The 22,961-nt window shown below is 42.7% G+C and carries 17 protein-coding genes and 1 pseudogene; 8 read left to right on the forward strand and 10 right to left on the reverse strand.

Features of this window, described 5'->3' with window-relative positions:
• The 3 genes from ABF638_RS28465 to ABF638_RS28475 all read left to right on the forward strand — a co-directional run.
• A partial coding sequence (locus ABF638_RS28465; protein ID WP_435026248.1) for a CHAT domain-containing protein occupies positions 1 to 2,032 on the forward strand: 2,032 nt, incomplete at its 5' end.
• Positions 2,033 to 2,092: 60 nt separating this feature from the next.
• Entirely contained in the window at positions 2,093 to 2,491 is a 399-nt protein-coding gene (locus ABF638_RS28470) for a hypothetical protein (RefSeq protein WP_435026249.1), read from the forward strand.
• The gene (locus tag ABF638_RS28475; protein ID WP_435026250.1) at positions 2,484 to 3,884 is read left to right on the forward strand and encodes a hypothetical protein; all 1,401 of its coding nucleotides are present in this window, start codon (positions 2,484 to 2,486) and stop codon (positions 3,882 to 3,884) included. The genes ABF638_RS28470 and ABF638_RS28475 overlap by 8 nt, the downstream gene beginning before the upstream one ends.
• 85 nt (positions 3,885 to 3,969) lie before the next feature.
• Here ABF638_RS28475 and ABF638_RS28480 read toward each other — a convergent pair whose 3' ends face one another.
• The 3 genes from ABF638_RS28480 to ABF638_RS28490 all read right to left on the reverse strand — a co-directional run bounded on the left by ABF638_RS28480 (position 3,970) and on the right by ABF638_RS28490 (position 8,104).
• Positions 3,970 to 4,953: an RNA polymerase sigma factor, RpoD/SigA family gene (locus tag ABF638_RS28480; RefSeq protein ID WP_181931440.1), complete on the reverse strand. Its 984-nt coding sequence runs from the start codon at positions 4,951 to 4,953 to the stop codon at positions 3,970 to 3,972.
• A gap of 558 nt (positions 4,954 to 5,511) precedes the next feature.
• Positions 5,512 to 7,242 (reverse strand): helicase HerA domain-containing protein, encoded by a 1,731-nt coding sequence (locus tag ABF638_RS28485; protein WP_435026260.1) that lies wholly within the window; start codon positions 7,240 to 7,242, stop codon positions 5,512 to 5,514.
• A gap of 67 nt (positions 7,243 to 7,309) precedes the next feature.
• Complete coding sequence (locus ABF638_RS28490) at positions 7,310 to 8,104, reverse strand: glutathione S-transferase family protein (RefSeq protein ID WP_181931439.1); 795 nt, start codon at positions 8,102 to 8,104, stop codon at positions 7,310 to 7,312.
• Between the two features lie 738 nt (positions 8,105 to 8,842).
• Between ABF638_RS28490 and ABF638_RS28495 the strand changes: the two genes are divergently transcribed.
• Positions 8,843 to 9,631, forward strand: coding sequence for a fasciclin domain-containing protein (locus tag ABF638_RS28495; protein ID WP_435026251.1), 789 nt, complete (start codon positions 8,843 to 8,845; stop codon positions 9,629 to 9,631).
• A 114-nt stretch (positions 9,632 to 9,745) separates the two neighbouring features.
• On the opposite strand, the gene ABF638_RS28500 is transcribed toward ABF638_RS28495, so the two are convergent.
• Together ABF638_RS28500 and hemL are read right to left on the reverse strand one after the other, a co-directional pair.
• Positions 9,746 to 10,993 carry an RNA-guided endonuclease InsQ/TnpB family protein gene (locus tag ABF638_RS28500; protein ID WP_435026261.1) on the reverse strand — a complete coding sequence of 416 codons (1,248 nt, stop codon included), beginning with the start codon at positions 10,991 to 10,993 and terminating at the stop codon, positions 9,746 to 9,748.
• A gap of 561 nt (positions 10,994 to 11,554) precedes the next feature.
• Positions 11,555 to 12,853: a glutamate-1-semialdehyde 2,1-aminomutase gene (gene hemL / locus ABF638_RS28505; protein ID WP_435026252.1), complete on the reverse strand. Its 1,299-nt coding sequence runs from the start codon at positions 12,851 to 12,853 to the stop codon at positions 11,555 to 11,557.
• 394 nt (positions 12,854 to 13,247) lie between these two features.
• On the opposite strand from hemL, the gene hisIE reads away from it, so the two are divergent.
• Complete coding sequence (hisIE, locus tag ABF638_RS28510; protein ID WP_435026253.1) at positions 13,248 to 13,898, forward strand: bifunctional phosphoribosyl-AMP cyclohydrolase/phosphoribosyl-ATP diphosphatase HisIE; 651 nt, start codon at positions 13,248 to 13,250, stop codon at positions 13,896 to 13,898.
• A 225-nt stretch (positions 13,899 to 14,123) separates the two neighbouring features.
• Here hisIE and ABF638_RS28515 read toward each other — a convergent pair whose 3' ends face one another.
• Entirely contained in the window at positions 14,124 to 15,017 is an 894-nt protein-coding gene (locus ABF638_RS28515; RefSeq protein WP_435026254.1) for a phosphotransferase family protein, read from the reverse strand.
• Positions 15,018 to 15,180: 163 nt separating this feature from the next.
• Positions 15,181 to 16,440, reverse strand: a complete 1,260-nt coding sequence (locus ABF638_RS28520; RefSeq protein ID WP_435026255.1) for an MFS transporter — start codon at positions 16,438 to 16,440, stop codon at positions 15,181 to 15,183.
• 488 nt (positions 16,441 to 16,928) lie between these two features.
• Here ABF638_RS28520 and ABF638_RS28525 point away from each other — a divergent pair.
• Positions 16,929 to 17,120 (forward strand): annotated as a pseudogene (locus tag ABF638_RS28525) (DUF2811 domain-containing protein); the annotation flags it as partial.
• A 701-nt stretch (positions 17,121 to 17,821) separates the two neighbouring features.
• On the opposite strand, the gene ABF638_RS28530 reads toward ABF638_RS28525, so the two are convergent.
• A complete protein-coding gene (locus tag ABF638_RS28530) occupies positions 17,822 to 18,541 on the reverse strand; it encodes a response regulator transcription factor (protein ID WP_435026256.1) in 720 nt (239 codons plus the stop codon).
• A gap of 647 nt (positions 18,542 to 19,188) precedes the next feature.
• Here ABF638_RS28530 and ABF638_RS28535 point away from each other — a divergent pair.
• Positions 19,189 to 19,815, forward strand: a complete 627-nt coding sequence (locus ABF638_RS28535; RefSeq protein WP_181931433.1) for a CPP1-like family protein — start codon at positions 19,189 to 19,191, stop codon at positions 19,813 to 19,815.
• A 297-nt stretch (positions 19,816 to 20,112) separates the two neighbouring features.
• Entirely contained in the window at positions 20,113 to 20,301 is a 189-nt protein-coding gene (locus ABF638_RS28540) for a hypothetical protein (protein ID WP_435026257.1), read from the forward strand.
• A gap of 135 nt (positions 20,302 to 20,436) precedes the next feature.
• On the opposite strand, the gene ABF638_RS28545 is transcribed toward ABF638_RS28540, so the two are convergent.
• Together ABF638_RS28545 and ABF638_RS28550 are read right to left on the reverse strand one after the other, a co-directional pair.
• Positions 20,437 to 21,813 carry a dihydrolipoyl dehydrogenase family protein gene (locus ABF638_RS28545; RefSeq protein WP_435026258.1) on the reverse strand — a complete coding sequence of 459 codons (1,377 nt, stop codon included), beginning with the start codon at positions 21,811 to 21,813 and terminating at the stop codon, positions 20,437 to 20,439.
• Between the two features lie 207 nt (positions 21,814 to 22,020).
• Positions 22,021 to 22,770: an SDR family NAD(P)-dependent oxidoreductase gene (locus ABF638_RS28550; RefSeq protein WP_435026259.1), complete on the reverse strand. Its 750-nt coding sequence runs from the start codon at positions 22,768 to 22,770 to the stop codon at positions 22,021 to 22,023.
• Positions 22,771 to 22,961: the final 191 nt, after the last annotated feature.

Below are 22,961 nucleotides of genomic sequence, written 5' to 3' on the forward strand. Positions count from 1 at the left end.
TGAAGAAGCAATCGCATCCTACGACAGTGCGCTCAAATCCAAACCAGACTCCCACGAAGCTTGGAACAACTGGGGTGTGGCGCTGGGGAATTTACGGCGATTTGAAGAAGCAATCGCATTTTTTGACAAAGCCCTCAAAATTAAACCCAACTACCATGAAGGTTGGATTAACCGGGGAATTGCAGCAGGGAAGGTAACTAGAGAGAAGACAGATTTATTTTTCAGATTTAGTTTTACTTTACCTGAAGAAGCGATATGTGCTGACATTGCTTTAAAATTTAACAATTCTGATTTAAATAAGCGTGGCTATGAGGGTACATTAGCAAGCTACGAGGAAGGATTAAAGCATTGTCAGCAGTACACACACCCTGAAAGTTGGGGAAAATTGCATCAGGCGATAGGTAATGCTCATTACTTCCAGGGGCAAGGAAATTCTCAACCCCGCTATTTTTGGCACAAAGCTGTTAAAAGCTACAACGAAGCACTAAAAAGTCTTACAGCAGAAGCAGATTTACCTGAGTTGCATTTAGAGGTTTTGCAAGATTTAATTCGCGTCGAGTTGGATTTGGAGCAAACAGCCGAAGCCACAGAACTCCAGCGACAGGGTACTGATTTGTTACGGCGTTTATTAAAGCAACTAAATCGCTCTGATAAAAGTAAAAAACAACTAGCTCTAAAATTTGCCTGGATTCAGCAGTTAACTGTTGATTTAGCTGTGCAGTCTGGAGATTTGCTGCAAGCAATTAAATTAGCAGAAGAGGGCAAAAATACCTGTTTGCGTTGGCTTTTAGATGGATGGAGTGATGAAAGTTCATCTCCCAATTATTCAGAAATGCAACAACTGCTTAATCCCTCAACTGCTATTATTTACTGGCATCTCAGTTCTTACGCCCTACACACCTTCATCCTCAAACACAACGCGCCATTACCCATTATTTTGGGAAAAACCGAGTTTGTGACTCAGGCGCAACGTTTACAAGATTTTGAAAGCTGGGTGAAAAATTGGAATGAACAATATGCCGATTATCGAGACAAGGCAAAAGACAAACAAAGCCCCAAAAACAAACCTTGGCGACAGTTGATGCCACATAAACTTGAAGAGTTGAAAAATATCCTCTATATTTCTGCTATTCAAGAGGAATTAAACGGCATCACAAACTTAATTCTCATTCCTCATCGTGATTTGCACCGCTTACCACTCCATGCAATATTTACAGATAGCTTCACCATTACCTATTTGCCTAGCGCCCAAATAGGTATTACCTTACAAAAGTTAAAACAAACAAATCTCCGAGCAATTGGTGAATTGCCTCTATTGAGTGTAGAACATCCCGACAGTGAAGGTTTTTCTATTTTGCCTCATGCAGAAATCGAATCTGCTGCTATTACCCAGCTATTCCAAAACCCTGCACCGAAGCGAATTGCTGGAGAAGCTGCGACGAATACCACAGTTAAAGCAGCCCTAAAAGATAGTTACAGTATTTTTAACTTTACAGGACATAGCACCTATAACTTCGATAATCCTAAAAAATCTGCTTTGGCTCTTAGCGGTAAAGAGTTTCTGACTTTAGAGGAAATTTTTAATATTGAAAACCTCAAAGGATATCAACTAGTTAGCCTTTCATCTTGTGAAACTGCCATCACTAGCAACCAAACTATCACTGCTGAATATGTTGGTTTAGTCAGTGCCTTTCTCTATCAGGGTGTTACCGATGTTGTTAGTACATTGTGGACTGTGACTGACGATGCTAGTTGTTTTTTGATGATTTACTTTTACTGGCAAATAAAGAAAGGCAAATCACCAGAAGTTGCCCTTAATAAAGCAACAAAATGGTTACGTAGTTTAACATTTAGTCAACTCGAAAGAATTTATCGAGTAATCTTACCTAAGTTACCATCAAATGAAACAACTCTCCGCCCTTTTATCAGAAGAAAACTCAATCAAATTAGTCAAATGGAGTTATCAGAGAAGAAACAGCAACGTTTTCAGCACCCCTACTATTGGGCAGCTTTTATAATTACTGGTAGATAAAATTTCTTATTTGTTTGCGCCTTGGCGTGAGACATTAATAAATGACTCTAAAAAATCTCTATGAAACCTAACAACATAATTACTCTGACAGCCTTCCTTACTGCGCTCACACAATTAGATGAACCTTTGCCAGAAAATATCCAAACTCAGCTAAATGATATCAGCAAAACCCTAAAAGACAATCCTGATAATATCGGAAATTTAGATGCGATCGCCGAAAGTTACCCACCCTTAGATAAAGTTTATCAAATAGAACTTATTAGGATTGAAAAAACTGGCGAACGTACTAAAGGTTTACGACCTCTGCCTTTACCAACTGAACCAACTGCGGAATTGACGAACGCAGCATTTAATGCTTTTAGTAACAATAATTCAGTAGCTGCTGCAAAGATAGCTGTACAACCAAATCTTCTGCAAAGGGTTCGGGACTTCATTAATGGCAGAATAGAAAATGAATGAGGAAATTATTTATCCCAGTATTGATTTATTCCTCTACGATTTAAAAGATGGTTTAGGAGAAGATGAGACAAAAATCAACCAGAATTGTGAAGATTTTTGTCTAAAAATATATGGCGGAAACGAAGTAAGATTTCAGGAAAAGCACCAAGAATTCCTGAAGCAGAAAAATAATGGTGGAGATGTAATTGAGTTGCTCGGAAAAGCCCAAACTAGAGAATTTCCCTCACCTCTAGATGGCTATTACTATCCGCTGCAAATTGGTGATACTTACGCGCTGCAAGTTGACTATTCTGGTCAATTAGATGCTAACGGTAAACCTAATTATACTCCCCAAGATATCGACGATGCGCCCTTTAAAAAGCTCAAAGAAGAAATCGCTAATCGCTTATCTCAGCAAACAGGCACAATTGGCCAAACATGGTTACTTTGGGGAAATCTAACCAATACTAAAACAGAGGCGGAAGTTGAAGAGATAGCTAAAGAATGTTACACCCAAATTGTCAGCGATTACAAATGGCAACGAGATTTTATTGGCAAGGGTAAGTTACAAGAAGGAATGATTTTTGAATTGTGGTATTGTCCACAAAATTTAGGCGTAGATGGTAAAGAATTTTGGGATGAATTTAGAAAATCAAGCTATCACATCTTAATTTGCTTATTTCCCGAACATATTTCACCAGATGAGATGAGCAAACAAGTACAAAATGTATATTATGATTTTTTGCGTTTATGGCAATACCGTCATAAAGTAGTTTGGTCATATTATCAAAGTCGCTATCAAAAACAGATTCTCAAAAAAGAATATATCGAAATTCAACCATCGATTCAGCAGACAAGCGAGTTACCCAAGCTACTGCAAAGCAATAAGCTAAAATTAAGCCACTTACAAGACACTCTCACAAATAATTTAATCAACTTATCAGACTACACGATTGCCTTAAACTATCTAGAAAATCAAAGCCAGACTATTCAATTAAACTTAGAAAATTATAAATCTCATTTAGCAGATATCCAGCAAAAATACCCAAGTAGCGACTTAAAATTTCTCCAAGAGTTTAGCGAAAGTGAATTTTATGGCAAAAAATATCAGCGACAAGTAGAAGTCGATTATGCGATTCTCAGCCCTGGATTAACCTTGCTGCAAAATCTCAATAACACTATCCAAGGTATTATTGACCTAGAGCAAACTAAAAGCGATCGCACCCTGAATACAACTATAGCGATCGCAGGTGTTGGACTCGCCACCAGCCAAATAGCCTCCGCCGTCATTCTCGCCCAGCCTAACGATTATCAACAACATCTCCGCTTTCGGGCTGAAGTTTTTGGGTGGAGTGTAGGCATAGGTGTCTTTTTTGCTGTACTAATCTTTATTGGCCTCCGCTTTCGCCGCTAAGTTTTCCGCAAAAAAAATCGCCCCCTGAATTCAGGAGGCGCATCACCAAGGTGGTGTAGAGACGCGGGATTTCGCGTCTCTGGTTTTAACTAGCAACGTATTCTTTAACATTGGCACGACGGCGACGCAGATGAGCCAAAGCTTGATGCTCTAACTGGCGGACGCGTTCACGGCTGAGATTCAATCTCTCACCTACTTTCGCCAATGACATTTCGTTACCATCTTCTAAACCAAAGCGTAAAGCTACAACTTCTCGCTGTTGCGGTGTTAGTTCTGCTAGCAGGTTGTTCAAGTCTTGGCGTAAGAATTCCTGGTTGGTGTAATACTCTGGTGATGGGCCGTTATCTTCGAGCATTTCTTGCAACTCAGTATCCTGGTTATCGCCAACTTTAACATCCAAAGACACTGGTTGACGCGCCATATTCAGGTACTCCCGAATCTGAGCAGGTTCGAGTTCCAGTTCTTTGGCAATTTCCGCTGGAGTCGGCGATCTTCCCAAGGTTTGAGCCAACTCGCGTTGCACTTTTTTGATTTTGTTCAGTTTCTCGGTAATATGGATTGGTAAGCGGATAGTACGACCTTGTTGAGCGATCGCACGGGTAATTGCTTGGCGAATCCACCAGTAAGCATAAGTCGAGAATTTATAACCCCTCATTGGGTCAAATTTCTCCACACCCCGCTCTAATCCTAGTGTTCCTTCCTGGATTAAATCCAGAAACTCCATATTCCGCTTTTGGTACTTTTTAGCAATAGCAACAACCAAGCGCAAATTCGCTTCGATCATTTTTTGCTTTGCCCGCTTACCTTGCGCCACAGTTTGTTGTATCTCGGTTTCCGATTTTTGAACGTGATCAGCCCACTCTTGTGAACTTGGTTCGCGTTGCAACTTCTTCGCCAAAGCTTCCTTGGCGTCAATGAGCGTCATCATTTGTTGCACCTGCTTCCCAAAAACAATTTCTTGCTCACGGGTTAGTAGTGCTACACGACCAATTTCTCGCAGATAGGTTCGCACCATATCAGCCGTGAATTTGGTGTTGAGGTTTTCCGTTTGGGTATTGACAGTAGGCATTGGTGCGATGTCCTCTACTCCGTAAATAAAATGTATGTTTTCTTACTAAAATGGGTTGGAAAAAGTAGTACATCTATCACGAAATATTGGGAGCTACCAAAAGCAATTAATCAATTGATACAGCCGTTGTTAAGACGGTAAGCTCCCAATGATAGGTTCCCCTACCTTTCCTAAATTTTCAATCTAATCTTTTATAAGCACACTGGTTGTTTTGGAGAATTCTTCTTTTGGGCAGTTATGGTAACTGGCAAATCCGAAGTCGGTATGAGTTCTACTTAGCTTTATAGTACGATAAATCAGGCAGATAGTAAAGTATCTTAAGATAAAGCCTGTAATTATAATTCAAAATTGCCCGTTTGCAAAAAAATTAAACTTCCTTGAAATTACTGACTATATCTATAGTGACGCCAAAAACCCCTCTTCTGTTGCCAAAAACTAGCCGGATAACCGAACTTAATTTGCTGTCAGTATGGAGGGATGTTACGAATTAGTCATTGGTCATTGGTCATTAGTCATTGGTTGTTTGCAAATGACTAATGACAACTGACAAATGACAATCTAGAAACCAAGGTCAGCTTTGGCTAGTTCAGCCGCTGCGAATACTTCTGCGTCAGGTTTTTCTTCCCAGGCTGGCTCACCAATTTCTTCGTAAAAAGTTGCGTCATAAGGTCGGGTACGCACTACTACGGGCATAGGAACAGCGTGACCCAATATTAAAGCTTGTTGCTTCGAGTCTAACTTTGCCAACACCGATCGCAGTCCGCTACCACCAGATACACCCGTAAAAATCGCGTCAATGTCTTTTTCGTCATTAAGCAAAGCGGTAATGCGAGTCCCGATCTGGGACATAACCTCATTATCTATGCCCGACGGACGTTGATCAACTACCAAAAGTGTGACAAAGTACTTCCGCAATTCACGAGCAATAGTCCCAAAGATAGTACTTTGTACGATCGCTGGATCAAGAAAACGGTGCGCCTCTTCAATAGTAATCATCAATGGTGTGGGGCGATCGTTAGGATTTTTGCTTTGCAAAAATTTATCTGCTTTCTTGACGTAATGCTCGTGAATTCGCCTGGTGATCATGTTTGTCACCAACATATAAGAGAGCATATTAGACTGGGAACCGAATTCTATCACAACATTCTTCCCAGATTCCAGGCATTGCACAATTTTACTAATGTAATTCTGGGGGCAAACTGCTCGCATATACTTCAAGCTATCCATCCGCAAGAGTTTGCGCTGCAATGCCATAATCGAGCCTTTGTGTCCGCGCTTCTCGTCGCAGAACATCTCGATTTCTTCGTTAGTCATATTTAGCAACTGGACAATCCAAGACTTGCCAAATTCGCTATATAGAATATTGGCGTTATCTAAGGCTGCGTCAGAGAGTCCTAAATCTCGACTACATAACTTAATATCTTCAACTTCAATTTGCTCATAACTCAAATAAAGTTCTTGAGCATCACGCACACCCCGGCGCTTTGTCGATTCTGGGTCGAGAGTGTAGACTTCAACCTTACTAGGAAATAATTGCTTTAGTCCCTTAACAGTATTGACATTCTTACCTTCTGCAACAGCTTCCCAGCCATACTCAGAGTGCATATCAAAAATCAAATTTACTGCCGCGTTTTTACGGATAACACCAGCTAAAAGTAACCGTGTCAGAAAGGATTTACCAGTTCCAGATTTCCCGAAAACCCCATTACTCCGTTCCACAAAGCGGTTTAAATCGATACAAACGGGCACATCCATATCCAAAGGTTTGCCGATGGAAAAATTCCGCCTTTGGGGGTCATCTTCCCAACCAAATACCCGGCGAAAATCGTCAACACTGGCTTCGTAAACTTGACTAAAGTGGCTAGGAATAGTTTTAACAGGTAACAATTCCATCGTTGTGCTAGTTTGTGGCACAAATGAAGCCAAACCCTTCACTGATGGGAGAAAGGGATTTGCCGATTTACCATTTGTTGGAGAGAAAGATTCTTCAGATTCGGGAGTAAACATCAACATCGGCGCGAGGTTGATAGTACCATAAGTACCGCTTCCGGCTAAAACATCTCGTAAAAAAGTGTCTTCCCAACTGGGGGGATTAGCAATAATTCTTGCATTAGCGGCTCCCAATGCTACATCTGTCAGCATACAAAAAAAACGCGATCGCATCCCTTGGACAACGAGAAACTTACCTACTCGCATATCTTCCACAGAAATGTCAGGATGCAATCGTACTTCTAAACCTTCAGTTAGAGAACCTTGAATGACCGAACCTAATGGCTGTGCCGAATTCATCTGATTAGTCATTTGTCATTTGTCATTTGTCATTGGTCATTCTCTACCCATGCCCCATGCCCATTATCTAATCAATCTGAATCGAAGTTGGCGCACTCCCTGTTGCTGAAGTAGTACTGATTAATGGTCTGCGGAATTGGGCATAAAGGCGATCGCGCCAGGTAAAGAATGGTTCATAATCTATATTCTCTGAAAATATTGGTAATCCTTTACCTCTGATAGAAGCTGGTAAATCCAGATAGGGGCCAGAGGGAAACTTTAGCAATATCGATAATCCGGCTACTGCCAAGTCAGCTAAAGTCGGCTCATCTCCTGTTAAATAAGGACTATCTGCCAATAATAATGTTAAGGCTTCCAAGTCTTGTTTTAAAGATGCGATCGCTGACTGAATCACATCTGGGCTGTAACCTACGCCAAAACCCAACACTGTCAGTAAGTCGCTAGGTACTCCTCCAACCAGACTTTTAAATATATCTGGTGTTGAGGTGGGTAATAAAGACTTACGGAAATTTTGATCTTGACTTACGGCTGCAAATAGTGCTTTGCGACCTTTAATGCCTATGGACTCATCAGCCCATTCTTCTATTAATAAAGTTAAACCGCGTTTTTTAGGATCTTGCGGTATTATTGGGCGATCGGGATACTCTAAGTCTAAATACTTAGCTATTTCCGTAGAATCCGCAATGTATCTATTACGATCCTTTAATACTGGGACTTGTTTCTGACCAGTCAGCCGGAACAGTTCTACCTGTCCAATCCCAGGCGTTACTTCTATTTTGCGGTAATCTAGTCCTTTAAAATCTAGAATTAGGCGCACTTTCTCTGAGTATTGAGAGAGTTCCCATTGGTATAATTCCAGCATATTGTATACCTTGTAACTGCTCAACTTTGTTAACTTTAACAATTGTATCTTTAGTTAAAGTAATTTGTATTGGCGTTAGTTGCTTAGTTGTCTATTTAATTGACATCAGCGTTGAACGGATGCCTGATTTTTGGCAAAATTATCGATTAAAAAATATTAATTTCTAATTGATTCAAATATCAAATAATTAAATAATTTAATTCGGCATACATAAATAAACCTAACCGCTTAGTCGCAAGTCTTCAACCGCTAGTTGAATTTCTGTCACCGTCAGCCTATTGAGATATTTAGGTAATTAATTTCTGTACTTTTGTTGAATAATCAATGATTAATTCAGAGATATAGCCTTCTTGCATCTGGGATGCAGGATTTCTGAAACTACTATTTTACGTACAGATTTGTATATAAATCGGGTTTTTAAGTAGAATCTTTCTCCAAGCCTATTGTAATTCATAACTTGTAGATGTAAGATTTTCACACTTTCTTATATCTGACGCTACACCAAATGGGGCTTTTTAACTATTTATTTGGTGTCATTGAGAAAATTTGCTCAATTTACACAAAATATATGCTAAATATGTTTCATACATGTCAGCGTGAGCCGGAGTTAGATATTTTACCTCACCAGCACAAATTATTCTGGTGAAAAATCTTACTTCCCTCTTCAGTTAGATTTTGTGCCTAGCAAAATGTTATAAATCTTTATGTAATGTGTGGACAAAAAGACAAACAAAATTTATGAAGACAAATTACAGCAAATTGCTGACTACGTTAGCAGGCATAGCGGGATTTACTAGTTTCAGCCTCCTCATTACTTTACCATCTGATGCGAAATCAGCACTAAATCCTAACCCCAGTATTTTCAACGAAGCTCCCTATAATCAGGGTCAAGACCTTCAAGCAAACGCTCAATACACACAACGCCAAGAAGTAGCACAGAACACTGGCGGTGGAACGCTAAATCCCAGACCAAGTATTTTTAACGAGCCTCCTTATAACCGTGGTGGTGCTACACCTAGTGAACCTACACCCCGCACCCCACGTCCTATCCCAGAAACTCAACCTAGTACACCGACTACTCCACCAGCACCAGGGGCAAGCGATAATCAAGGCAAAAATTTGTTAGCGTTGGCAGAGTCAAACGCTTCTTTTACAACTTTAACCAAGGCTTTGAAAGCAGCAGGATTAACCGGAGCTTTGCAAGGCACAGATAACTTAACTATTTTTGCACCCACTGATGCAGCTTTTGCTAAGTTGCCACCAGATGCTTTGCAAGAATTGTTAAAACCAGATAACAAAGAAGTGTTGCTCAAGATTTTAACTTACCATGTAGTATCTGGTAAGGTATTGTCCACTGATTTGAAGTCTGGCGAAGTTAAAAGCCTTGAAGGTGGTGCAATCAACGTTAAAGTTGATCCTGCTACTGGTGTAACTGTCAATGATGCTAAAGTGACACAGGCAGATATCACAGGCAGCAACGGTGTAATTCACGCAATTGATCAAGTGATTTTGCCTCCTGACTTGTAGTTTTGAAATCATAGTGCAACCTTTAGTAGATTAGGTTGGCATCAAATCTTAATAGTAAAAAATCCCGTTCAGATGGTAATTTTGGACGGTTTTTTTTTTGACATCCTCCCACCGCTAATCAGGAGTACCTGATATAGCGGGGGATTCCAAAGATCGCTCTTTGGGTTTCCTCTTTCCACGAGTTGATTTGCTTGAAGGAGTTTCCCCACTCAAGTATTGATCAGTCTCTCCAGAGGCGTTAGTTCCGACGTGACCCGCCGTACTCAATCCATGAGCTAATATGTTCCGCGCCGCGTTCTGGTCCCGGTCTTGGGTGTGTCCACAATGAGGACAAATATGAGTTCTAGTGCTAAGAGTTTTTTTGACAACCTCGCCACAGTTAGAACAATTCTGCGAAGTGTAGTGAGGTGGAACTGCAACAGTGACTACGCCAAACACCTTGCCAAAATACTCAACCCATTCACGAAACAGCGACCAGGAAGCATCATTAATCGATTTAGCCAAGCGGTGATTCTTGACCATATTCCGCACCATCAAATCTTCATACGCCACGAGGTCGTTAGACTTCACTACGCACCTTGCCGTCTTAACGGCAAAGTCTTTACGCTGGCGACTTACTTTGAGGTGTTTACGTGCAAGTTTATTTCTAAACTTAATTCTGTTTTGAGAACCTTTTTTAGTCTTAGACATCCGGCGTTGCAACCGCTTCAAAGACTTCTCGCTTTTACGGAGATGACGTGGGTTAGCGACTGTTTCCCCATTGCTATCGGTGTAGAAGTGGTTCAGCCCCACGTCAATACCAATAGTTTTACCCGTTGGTTCTCGTCTTTCTACTCGCTCTTGGTCGATGCAAAACTGGCAATAATAGCCGTCTGCACGACGCACAACCCGCACTCTCTTAAACTGTTTAAGTTGGTAGAAATGCAGGTCACGGGTTCCCCAGAGTTTAAAGGTTCCTGCTTTAAATCCATCCGAGAAAGTGATATACCTGCGGTCCGGTGAAAGTCGCCACCCACAAGTTTTGTACTCTACAGAACCGTGCGTAAGTTCATTCTTAAACTTTGGAAATCCCTTTTTTCCAGATTTATTTTTCTTGCAATTATCAAAGAACCGAGCAATTGCAGACCACGCTCTTTCGGCACTAGCTTGCCTTGCCATCGAGTTCAACTTGGCAACCCAAGGAAAATCCGTGTTAGCAGCAAGGACGGCGCAGAATTTACTCAGGTCGTATCGCCCAATTCCCTTGTTGTCCATCCAGTACCGGAGGCAACTATTACGCACAAAACGAGCAGTTTTAATCGCTTCATCAAGCGACCGATACTGCACGTTTTGTCCTTCTAGTTTGGCCTCAAATACCAGCATATTTACATCATATACACTAACGTAAATCATAAAATGGATTTGCAAAAAACTCAACTGTCCCCTCTCCCTTACTGGCTTATAGCCAGTTATGGGAGGGAGTTCGTCTCGTTTTTCGCCCTCGATTCATCTCGCCGCCAAATCAAAGATTATGGCGGGAGCCTTCTCTCCGATCTAGGTAAATATTTGCTGCGAGTCAGGGAGGCGGCAACCCCAACAAAGGGCGTTCCCAGTCGGAGACTGGGAACAAGGTAATGTCTCAAAGCATTCTCGTTTACTAACTTTCACTTGGTCGCGGCGAGGAGTCCCCCACTATACCTTTATGTTAGTGGCGCGATGTTCGCCGCTCCGGGACTGGGGACTGGGGACTGGGAAAACATTCTAAAATTTGGGAGGAGTTAAAGCCCCGAACATCATTTTTCGTTTGATGACCCAATCCCCAATCCCCAATCCCCAATCCCCAATCCCTAATCCCCAGTCCCTTTTACGTTAAGTTGACACCAATGAGTATTGCTGTGCTTAGTAAGTGGGTTGCATCCAAACGAGAACTGCTATTGATTCACATCACAGGCTAGACATTACATCCCTTGCTACTGCTAAAGTCTGATCAATATCCTCTTCGGTGTGAGCAAAAGATGTAAACCCAGCTTCAAATTGAGAAGGTGCTAAGTAAACACCATGCTCTAACATACCCCGATGAAAGCGTCCAAATTTTGCTGTATCAGACTTTTTCGCATCTTCGTAGTTATGAACTGGGCCAGAGGTAAAGAATAAGCCAAACATCGCGCTGATTTGACCACCGCAAACTGCATGACCAGTCTCTTTAGCAATTTGCAACAAACCATCTGCTAGCTTTTTAGTAATCCGGTCAAGATACTCGTAAGTACCTGGCTTTTGCAGCAATTCTAAAGTCTTAATACCAGCAGTCATCGCCAAAGGATTACCAGAAAGTGTCCCAGCTTGATATACGGGGCCTGCGGGGGCAACCATTGACATGATATCTCGACGACCACCATAAGCTCCCACTGGCAAACCACCACCAATCACCTTACCCAAGGTGGTTAAATCGGGTGTGACACCAAATTTTTCCTGAGCGCCACCGTAAGCAATGCGGAACCCAGTCATCACTTCGTCAAATACTAATAATGCTCCATACTCGTGAGTTAGTTCCCGTAATCCTTCTAAGAACCCAGCATCAGGTGCAATAAACCCAGCATTGCCGACGACTGGCTCAAGAATGATGCCAGCAATCTCGTCGCGGTTTTCTTCAAACAAGGCTTTGACGGATTCTAGGTCATTGAAAGGCGCGGTTAGAGTAGTGCTAGTTGCCGATTTAGGTACTCCCGGTGAGTCTGGCAAGCCAAGTGTGGCAACACCAGAACCCGCCTTCACTAGAAACGCATCGGCGTGTCCGTGGTAGCAACCTTCAAACTTGATGATTTTCTCCCGGTTGGTGAAAGCCCGCATTAACCGCAAAACTCCCATACAGGCTTCAGTTCCCGAATTGACAAATCTAACCATTTCGATGCTAGGAACGGCATCGATGACCATTTCTGCCAAAACATTTTCGAGGACTGAGGGAGCGCCGAAACTGGTGCCTTTTTCTAAAGCTTCATGCAATGCTGCAATGACTTCTGGATGAGCATGACCGCAAATAGCTGGCCCCCAAGTGCCTACATAGTCTATGTATTGGTTGCCATCTACATCCCAAATATATGCGCCTTTAACATGATCAAATACAATGGGTTGTCCACCCACAGATTTAAAGGCACGAACAGGAGAACTGACTCCTCCTGGCATCAGGTTTTGAGCGGCGGCAAAGACTTCTTGTGATTTTGTTGTTTTAATTGTGGTATTTACCAAAGTTCTCTCCTAACAGTGGGCAATAAAAAGCTCTATCTTAGGATAGGGTCAAACAGTGCTTAGAATTTCTATCCTATAAAATTAGCTCAAACATAAAAATAACAATATGTTATGCAAGTCCAATGAAGACTTGACTTGAGATATTCAAACTTGATGGAAACAGAATTCAGGAGTCAGGAGCCAGAATTCAGAATGAGCGTCTTCATTCTGACTTCTGAATTCTTCTTCAAGATTTAAGGCATAATCAAGATTTTTGGCAGCCTTTATGATTGCATCAGTCTAAAAGTGTGTCACAGCTAGATAATATAGTTCAATTAAAAAAACATACCAGTTGCCCTATTCTGAATGGTATCGTGAATCCATAAGTTATTCTCATTAGAACAAACTAGCTGGTATGTCTTCTAACGATTTGCGCTCACTGCATTACACTATCCCTGTTGAAAAAATTCGCTACGATGAACGGGGTCTGGTGCCTGCAATTGTCCAAGACTATCTCGATGGTACTGTCCTGATGATGGCGTGGATGAATCAGGAGTCGTTACAAAAGACTTTGGAAACTGAAGAAACTTGGTTTTGGAGCCGTTCCCGGCAAGAGTTGTGGCACAAGGGGGCGACTTCGGGGCATCTTCAAAAGGTGCAGAGTATCCGTTATGACTGTGATAGTGATGCGTTGCTCATTGGGGTAGAGCAATTAGGAGATGTTGCCTGTCATACTGGAGAGCGCAGTTGTTTTCACCAAATAGAAGGGAAAATTGCTGCACCACCAGGGGATACATTGTCGCAATTGTTTCAAATAATATGCGATCGCCGCGATCATCCGACTGAAAGTTCTTATACCTGTAAACTATTTGCAGGTGGTGATAACAAAATTTTGAAAAAGATTGGTGAGGAAACCGCTGAGGTGGTAATGGCCTTTAAAGATGATGAAGCAGATGCGATCGCAGGTGAAGTGGCTGATTTGCTGTATCATACTTTGGTTGCCCTAGCTCACCATCAAGTTGATTTGAAATCGGTGTATCGCAAGTTGCAAGAACGTCGCCAATAAAGAATATAGGCAAATGGTAATAAAATAAGCAAGCAGGGAAAGTAGATTAAAAACTTGATTCCCCAAGTTTGTCATGTTTAAACAGGCGTTCCCTTTATTATTGGCCATAACACAATACGGTTCAGTTAAGGTTACTGGTGTAGATAATTTGTCTTTGAAGACGCGATGAATCGCCGTCTCTACAAGTGTTTTGGGCCTATCTGAACTGTATTGGGCTATAACAAGTTAACTTAAGCGTGTACCTAAAGGTTGAACCTCTCTGGCTAAACCAATATGTGCCAATGACAATGAGATATGGTTAAACTTTACTCCAGCCAAAGCCCACTGAAGTTCAAGTGTCCCCACCCAGAAACGCGCCCGGTCGATGACATCTGGTAACATTGGATAGTCGCTTTCCATACGCCGCACAATACTTTCTCCGTAATTACCGAGTTGCACTGCAATATCACAAGCTGCATCTCCCAACCCAGCCGTACCAAAATCAATCAGACCGCTGATGCTTTCTGAAATCGGGTCAAATAGAATGTGATACACTGGCTTGTCGCCATCTATCAGTACGGGTGTGTAGTTGAGGTCAAGTTCACCTGTAATTACGGGCACAAAAAGTTCATGTATCCAAGTTTGCTGATGACGCCACAAGTGAGGAAAGAGAGTTTCCTGAACTTGCTCATACAATTGCAACCAATCTTCACGCGAACGTTCTGCACCAGATGAAGATACCCCAGCATTAACTAAAACTTCATAGGGGATGCTGTGCAATTGCTGATGAAATCTGGCTAGTTGGGAGATGATATGCAGTTGGGATGCTTCACCCAGCTTCAGCAAGGTGTTACGAGATAGCGGTTCACCTTTAATAAATCTGTAGCTAGCAAAGCCTTCTTCCAGGTGTTCAAAGTGTGGAACTCGCAGTTCAACGTACTTTTGCACCACTTCCAATACCTTAGCTTCATGGGAAAGTACCTGTTTTCCCCAATCATCTTTGGCAAAGCGACATACAAGCTCATGATTAACAATAACTACATCGTTAACCATTCCATCTTGATTAAAGTCAAGATGCTCAAGAGAGATATTCGGATAGACAACACGAATTTTTTCGAGATACGAGGAAGGAATATTCACAGTAAATCCTGACGCCATCACAACAAACAAAAAATCAAAATTTATCGGACTTTTAGCCGATCGCAGCGACTTATAATGATTTGGCTGTTTGTTGTATCAACGTACCACTGTAATTTGACTCCCTAAAAAATCGTTAAACATAAGCATAATACCATTTTGGTGATTAATCAGCCAAAATTCGATTGAGGTACTGTAAAATTGCGAGAGCGATCGCTACACTCAAGATGAAACCTAGCCAGTAACTATTGGTAATAATTTGTGGTTGATCTAATGCCCATCCACCCAAGGGATGACCAATAAAAGAGCCAACAGCCCAGCACAAAGCATTGATGGAGAAATAAACACCGCGTTGATTTTCCGGGGCTAACTCAGTCACTAAAGAAGCAGAAGATGGAGTATAGGAGACAATCGCCACAGCAAATACTCCTAATGCCAAAATTACCCAAACCAGATGATGAGATGTGGCTGTACCACTTACCCAAATCAGTCCAAAACCAATTGCCCAGAAAATGGCAGAAGCAGTGAGTGCGAGTGTGTGAGAGCAACGTTTTAAGATGCTGGTGACAGGTAACTGACAAATGATGGCGAACACGAGATGCCAAGCAAATAGTCCGCTAATGGTAGTTTCAGTAAATCCCGTGGCAGTACTTTCTACAAGGACAAAGTTTTTGAAGTAAAGCGGGAGGGTGCTGTGGATTTGAGAAATATAGATTGTAAAAAATATATTAACTGCTATGTAGACTAGGAAACGGCGATTGCTTAATACTGCCATCCAAGAAGCAAAATGTTCTGTTTTTTCAGATTCCTTTATCTGCTGTTGTTCAGTTTCAATAATTCCTACATAGACAACACCAAAAAACACCAGAAAAGAGATGGCATCAATGACAAATAGCCATCGATAACTCCCAATTACCGCGATCAAAAACCCTGCCAGCACAATTCCGATCGCTAACCCCAGATTATCAGCTAGTCGAGCGATCGCAAAAGTTTCCCGGCGATTGTCAATTTGGCTGGCGTCAGCAACCACAGCTTCAGCCGCCGGCCAATAGAAACCTATACCTAAACCGCTAATCAAGCTACCGATTACCAAAGAAGTGAAATTATTGGTTGCAGCTAAAACGAGAGAAGCAATTGCTGAAATCGCCGTCGCTAGCAACAAAGTGCGACGGCGTCCCCAGTGTCCAGAATCAGCCAAAAAACCACCCGCAACCCGCCCTACAACGCCGGAAATCGAGGCGCTACCCAAGGCTACCCCAACACTGGTTGCAGATAAACCAAGTTGATTGACAAAAAAGATAGGGGCGTAAAACAGGGTACAGCCAGTGCCAACTTCTGAAAGAAATCTACCAATTGCGAAAATCCATACCTGGGGATGTATCGAAGGCAGCCACGATGATAACTGAGATTGAGAAGCTAATTTCATGAGTTTAAATGTCATAGCTTCGTGACATTTTTGTAATTCTTATCATTGGCTACAATTTTCCTCACTCATTCCACAGGGTTTCCACAGGGATTTTAGCAGTTTTCCACAGGTGCTATACGAGCCAATAAGCTTCTTGCCGTCTGACTGGGGATTGTTAATTAACAGTAGCAAGGAGCTTCAAGGACTGAGTTTTTGTAAAGTAAAGTAACAAAAAATAGGCTTAAAGCCCTATTGTTTCGTTCGTATTTATTTTTTATACAATCGTTTTTAACATTTCGCAGCATTGACAAACCCACCCCCTCTTGGCGCACAATGATTCGGCTTGCTTTTGTAATCCGTTCAACCGTCAGCATCAAATGTGTAAAATATATTACCGTTAGATATAAGCGTAGATTGTCGGCTAGCGAAAGAGCGTGTGAGGTGGCCTAATTGCCGTTTCACCGCAAGCAACTTGTCCCTCTTGATTATCCTCATAGGAGGAAAATCTCATGAAATCAACGGTTAGCATCTTTACAGAAATTCCCGAAACACTCCACGAATCCTTAAAAAACTACTTAGAAACCCATCCTGATTGGGATGAAAACAGAGTATTGACGGCGGCGCTATCATTGTTTTTACTCCAAAATGGAGATAGCGATCGCCGTGCTGCGCGAGTCTACCTAGAAACTTTGTTTCACCACTCGTCAGTAAAAATGCCCTGTATCGATTCACCAGCAACAGCTAATTTACTAGACACCCCATAGGTACTGGTATGAAGGGCGTTATTCTAGCTCATGCTGTTAATGGGGCATAGCTTACACATGCCCCATTCATCGGATTTTAAGCCAAAGCGATCGCTCATCTGGAGAGCAACACCACAACAAAAAAGATCAGTAGAATCTGATCCTCAAAAGGTTCTAAAATTTGGTTCAATCGGCGCTTAGAAACCGCTTATACACGAAATTTTACCCACCTCCGTAGGTTTAAAACCCTCCATTTACCTCGTTCCCAATCTCCGACTGACTGCGAATGCCTTAGCAGGCTTTGCCCTCCCTAACTCGCGAGCAGCCCAATGAGGAGCATTTCCAGCGATCGCCTGGAAACGAGATATTAGCCTAAGTTGACACCAATGCACAGCTATGCATTCCTAGAAACTTCAACTTAAGCACCGTCATATATACCAAAATTGTCAGAGACAAAAAATATTTTCCAGTGGACTTTCTCCCCTGTCCACTGTCTTAAACGGATAAATAAATATCTCAAACACTACCTGGTCTGTATTTGAGAAATATTTACCTATTCTGATTGCCTAAATTTATCTTTTTACTAAAGCTAAAGAAATTCAATAAACAGTTCCCCCAAGAGTAAACAGTCAAGAGTTAAAAAACTCTAGACTGTTTACTCAAGCCTTCGCTTCCAAGTGCTGAGGATGAGCAGGAGATTCAAACTTATACCCTACGCCACGTACAGTTTGAATTAATGCTGGCTGACTAGCATCAATTTCAATCTTCTTGCGAATTTGACCGATATGGACATCTACAACCCGCTGGTCGCCGACATATTCATAATCCCATACCTCTTGGATTAGTTCTGCCCGCCGCCAAACTCGACCTGGATGACTGGCTAAAAAATGCAACAAGTCAAATTCCAGAGCAGTTAAGGGTACTGCTTGGTTATTAAGTGCTACCTCCCGTCGCACTGGATCAATCATCAGTTTTTCAAATACCAAGCGTTTTTGCTCGGCCGTAGTTATCACTCGCTGACGCCTCAAAATAGCTCCAACTCTGACTTCTAGCTCTCCTAGCCCAAAAGGCTTGGTGAGATAGTCGTCAGCACCTTTAGCAAAGCCGCGAATTTTGTCAGCTTCGTCAGCACGGCTAGTCAACATCAAAACAAAAACACCATTACGACTTTGCATCTCTTGGCAGAGGTTAAACCCAGTTACATCTGGTAGATTCACATCTAGAATCACCAAATCTGGGTTAAATTGCTCAAATAGAGTTAAGGCTGTCTTTCCATCTTCGGCAGCCTCCACCTGATAGTTCTGTTTAATCAAAAAGCGTTGGATTAAATTCCGAACAGCAGGGTCGTCGTCAACTACAAGAATCTTGGCAGGAGCCATGACCATTACTTTGCACAAAAATTCGTAAGATTAACAAGAGGGTTGCGTAAAAACGCAGTTGCCACTTTGGGACTAACTAAGAATCTACATGGCTCCGGTATAAGAATCCTGACTATTTAAAAATAAATACTCTAATCAGGATTGTGGGCAATGAGAACGCGAAACTTCTGTTAGCCACAGTGTATGAGCGCTCTGACTTTAGCCGCAACAGTTCTTGATACCAAGACACCTTCTTGATCTGAGTTAGGTGGTAACTTAAAACGTTTCAATTTTAAATCGATATGCGGATATATACCACAAGCGATTATTCAGTATAATTAAAAAAATTCGATTAAGGCACAGTAAGTTGCCAAATTTGAAACAGTAAAGTTGATTTTTTCATAAAAACTCTGCATTTTTAGGTACTCTCCGTTCAAATTCTAGATTAGAGCCAGAACTAAGCAACGACATGAGGGTATACACGGAGTTATAGCGATATGTTAAAGTGACTATGGTTGAAATTACAAAGTCGATCAAACTAACCCGTGCTACTATCCTGGTAGGGAATAAAATAGGTTGAGATTTTAATTTCGATCAAAATAAAACCTAAAGCTGTTTTTTCTTCGACAAAAAACTGCCGCTGACTGAGGCTGAAGTAACAAACTCCCATGAGCGATCAAAATCCCTACGAAAAACTTGGGGTATCAGAAGAGGCTAGCTTCGATGAGATTCAGGATGCTCGTAATCGCCTATTCGAGCAACATAGTGGCGATGCCAAGCATTTAGAAGTAATTGAAGCGGCTTACGATGCGATTTTAATGGATCGCTTACGGATGCGCCAGGAAGGTAAAATTAAAGTCCCTGAACGCATTCGGTTCCCAGAGTTGCGAGTGCAATCGCCTCCTAAAGAAAGTCCAACGCCTCGTGAGCAGTCACCTGCATGGCTGCAACGGATGCTGGATCAACCAACGCCTGCGGATATATTCTTACCAGGAGCTTGGTTTCTTGGTTTGAGTTCTATTAGCCTGTTTTATCCAGAGGGAGGCGATCAGGTTTTGCAGTTAGCATTGGTGGTTGGGGTAGGCACGAGTATTTATTTTCTCAATCGCAAGGAAGGTAAGTTTGGCCGAGCAGTTTTGTTCACCCTGGTCAGTTTAATCATTGGCTTAATCGCTGGGGGACTCTTTGCTATGTGGCTCTTACCACAAATACCATTTCTCAATCTGTCATCGAATCAGTTCTCTACTGTACTGACGTTTATATTCTTGTGGTTGGTTAGTAGCTTTCTACGCTAAATCTATATGCGTAAGTAAGCTTCTAAAAAGAAGATGTGATTGATGTGTATTGTTTATTTGGATGTGATATGTAGTAAGGGCACATATTTATGTGCCCTTACTACGTATATAGCAATACAAAAGATAATAAACATATACTCATTGATATCATCTAGGACAAATGACTACAAAAAACTACATTAGTAATACAAAAACGATTTGAGCAATTAGCATTTCAGGTCGCTACAAAGAACCAGTCGTTTTTGAGGTACTCGCAGCAGTGAAATCCCAACAATTAGCAACCAGATTTCCCACAAGATGAATCCTACAGGCATAGCTTCTACTATAGGTATTGTGGGAATTGCTGTTGCCAGTAGTTCACTTTGCTCTGCCTCAATTCAAGCTACTGGAGGCGGCAGCCCTTCCAGAATGGGTTCCAATACTGCTCGGTTAAGGATTTTTAACTCGGAATTGGGTTTGGGGAAAAGGTTAAAGGGTAAAGGTTAAAGGTTTTTTCTTTCCCCTTTCCCCTTGCCCTTTTCCCCTTAACCGACAAGTATTGGAATGGGTTCCTAGCCTGGAAGCTGGGAACCAGTCAGAGCAAGGGCTGTATCTTTTCTTAGATTTTAGTGCATAACATCTTCACATATTCGGACACCCTGGCATGTTATCTCCAAGCAGCAACCGTGCGAGACTGGGTAAAGCTTCACCATAGGTGGGATGAATATGAACCGATCGCTCTAACAACTGCCAGGTTACTCCCGCTTCCATCAGGGATAAAAATACATGCACCAGTTCAGCAGTTTCGTACCCCACCAGGGTTGCTCCCAGGATTTTGTCTGTGTCCTTGTCGATCACCAGGCGATAAAATCCGAGGTCATGCCCCCACTCGATCGCACGGGCAATTTGGCTCATGGGTAAGGTGACAGCACACGCGTTGATCCCTTGTTTCTGAGCCTGTTCTAACGTCATACCCACTCGCCCAACCTGAGGTTCTGTGTAGACCGCATAGCCAAGGACGCGATCGCTCCGTGTCCGGCTTTCTCCACATAAAATTGCTTTTAAGCGGCGATAGTCCTCCCACGATACATGCGTAAATGCAGGCTGTTTGGCAGCATCCCCAATCGCATACACGCCAGAACAGGTGGTATGGAACTGGTCATCAATTTTGACAAACCCCTTCTCATCTAGCTCAATTCCACTGTTCGCTGCATTTAATGCACCTGTATTTGGTTTTCGTCCAATCACAACCAGCAATGCTTCTCCCTGGAGTTGTTCGCCACTGCTCAGGGTCAGCTTAAACACATTATTCTCATGGGCGACGTGATTCACATTGACTCCAAAGTGCAGCCCAATCCCATCCTGCTTTAATGCTTCTGCTAAGACCTCGCTGACATCAGCCTCTTCCTGTCCAAGGACGCGATCGCCCCGGACAATTAAGTGGGTCTGACTACCCAAACGCGCGAGTCCTTGTCCCAATTCCAAGCCAATATAGCCGGCTCCAATCACTAATAAACGGGCTGGTAAGGTGTTTAAGTCAAAGAAATTGCGGTTGGTCAGGTAAGGAGTTCCTGCAAGTCCGGGAATGTCAGGAATCAGCGATGATGTGCCCGTGTTAATGATTACCAGAGGAGCCTGAAGGGTAAGATCCCCACCTCTGACCGTCCGTTCACCGACAAAGGAAGCTTCGGCACAAATGACTTTGACACCCGCACTTTCCAATCGCTTGTGAATCCCCTGATTAAAGCTGCTGCGGATTCCCCGAACTCGCTCCATGACGGCGGGAAAATCCACTTCAACTTCCGTGTGGATGCCTAACTTCTGGCCCTGGCGCGATCGCCCTGCTGTATGAGCCGCTGCTAAGAAGGCTTTGGACGGAGTGCAGCCATAGTTGATGCAACTGCCGCCTAAAGCATCTCGCTCAAACAAGACAACCTTACGTCCCTCATTGGCAAAATCAGCCGCCAGTGGAATCCCACCTTGACCACTGCCGATGACAATGACATCTGCTGTTTCCATCAGTGCTAAACTCCTTGGGGATAGTTTGTTTTCCTAATATTAGTACTTACGTAAAACTACGCGTGGTAGGGGCAATTAATGAATTGCCCCTACCGTTAAATCAGGGTTTCGGCTATTGTTTGCGTAAGTCCTAAACACTCTCACACTCAAAGTTAAAAACTCTCCACCCATTGAGGTGAGGTTTGGATGGAGTGATGACATTTAAAGTTAGCGAAGCCCACCCGCGATGTACAGAGTTTCGCCAGTGATCCAGGCGGAATCGGAGGAAGCAAGGAAGACAACGGCAGGGGCGATGTCCTGTGGCTGTCCAATGCGACCTAGTGGTGTGTGCGCTTCAGTCTGTTTGCGACCTTCGCTCTCAGTAATTCCTGCTGTGTGCGTACCTTCAGTTTCCACCATGCCAGGATTAATAGAGTTGACACGGATGTTACGTGAACCCAACTCTTTGGCTAGTGACCTCGTGATGGCATCAACAGCCGCTTTGGTAGCGCTATAGATTGAGGCATTGGGGGGTGTAAGGGTGCTGACGACCGAACTGATATTGATAATGCTGCCGCCTGCCGAACCGAAATGCTTGACGGCTTGTTGTGAGGTAAGGATTAATCCCAGCACATTCAAATCAAAGTGCTTATGGAAGTGTTCTTCGGTGATGTCTTCAAGTGGTAAAAGTTCATAAATTCCCGCATTGTTGACCAAAATATCAAGCTTGCCGAAGGCTTGCTGCGTCTCTGCAAACAGATGTTCGATCTCTGCCTTTTTGGCAACATTTGCCTGAACTGTGATCGCCTTACCGCCCGTGCTGACAATCTCATCAACCACGCGATTGGCTCCTTCTTTGCTGGATGCATAGTTGACAACAACGCTTGCACCTTCGGCTGCGAGATGTTTAGCGATCGATGCACCGATGCCTTTAGATGCACCTGTAACAACTGCAATTTTTCCATCTAGTTTTGTCATGCCTGTGATTCCTGTGGTTGTTGGGTTTAAAATATCTGTCCTAAACAGGTGCGAACCTACAAGAATGCACCCATTGAGATTTTTAACGATGTCTCATATCCGAATGGCACTAAGAAAAGCCCAAAACCTTGTGTCATCTCGTTCCCAGCCTCCAGGCTGGGAATGTATTTAAAAGAGGCTCCGCCTCAATT

This window comes from Nostoc sp. CALU 1950 (assembly GCF_051172895.1).
Lineage (GTDB): Bacteria > Cyanobacteriota > Cyanobacteriia > Cyanobacteriales > Nostocaceae > Nostoc > Nostoc edaphicum_A.

What these genes read in the sequence shown, in the direction of transcription:
- ABF638_RS28470 (WP_435026249.1), top strand. Translation starts at nt 2,093, where the DNA reads ATGAAACCTAACAACATAATTACTCTGACAGCCTTCCTTACTGCGCTC.
- ABF638_RS28475 (WP_435026250.1), top strand. Translation starts at nt 2,484, where the DNA reads ATGAATGAGGAAATTATTTATCCCAGTATTGATTTATTCCTCTACGAT.
- ABF638_RS28480 (WP_181931440.1), bottom strand. Translation starts at nt 4,953, where the DNA reads ATGCCTACTGTCAATACCCAAACGGAAAACCTCAACACCAAATTCACG.
- ABF638_RS28485 (WP_435026260.1), bottom strand. Translation starts at nt 7,242, where the DNA reads ATGAATTCGGCACAGCCATTAGGTTCGGTCATTCAAGGTTCTCTAACT.
- ABF638_RS28490 (WP_181931439.1), bottom strand. Translation starts at nt 8,104, where the DNA reads ATGCTGGAATTATACCAATGGGAACTCTCTCAATACTCAGAGAAAGTG.
- ABF638_RS28495 (WP_435026251.1), top strand. Translation starts at nt 8,843, where the DNA reads ATGAAGACAAATTACAGCAAATTGCTGACTACGTTAGCAGGCATAGCG.
- ABF638_RS28500 (WP_435026261.1), bottom strand. Translation starts at nt 10,993, where the DNA reads ATGCTGGTATTTGAGGCCAAACTAGAAGGACAAAACGTGCAGTATCGG.
- hisIE (WP_435026253.1), top strand. Translation starts at nt 13,248, where the DNA reads ATGTCTTCTAACGATTTGCGCTCACTGCATTACACTATCCCTGTTGAA.
- ABF638_RS28520 (WP_435026255.1), bottom strand. Translation starts at nt 16,440, where the DNA reads ATGAAATTAGCTTCTCAATCTCAGTTATCATCGTGGCTGCCTTCGATA.
- ABF638_RS28530 (WP_435026256.1), bottom strand. Translation starts at nt 18,541, where the DNA reads ATGGCTCCTGCCAAGATTCTTGTAGTTGACGACGACCCTGCTGTTCGG.
- ABF638_RS28535 (WP_181931433.1), top strand. Translation starts at nt 19,189, where the DNA reads ATGAGCGATCAAAATCCCTACGAAAAACTTGGGGTATCAGAAGAGGCT.
- ABF638_RS28540 (WP_435026257.1), top strand. Translation starts at nt 20,113, where the DNA reads ATGAATCCTACAGGCATAGCTTCTACTATAGGTATTGTGGGAATTGCT.
- ABF638_RS28545 (WP_435026258.1), bottom strand. Translation starts at nt 21,813, where the DNA reads ATGGAAACAGCAGATGTCATTGTCATCGGCAGTGGTCAAGGTGGGATT.
- ABF638_RS28550 (WP_435026259.1), bottom strand. Translation starts at nt 22,770, where the DNA reads ATGACAAAACTAGATGGAAAAATTGCAGTTGTTACAGGTGCATCTAAA.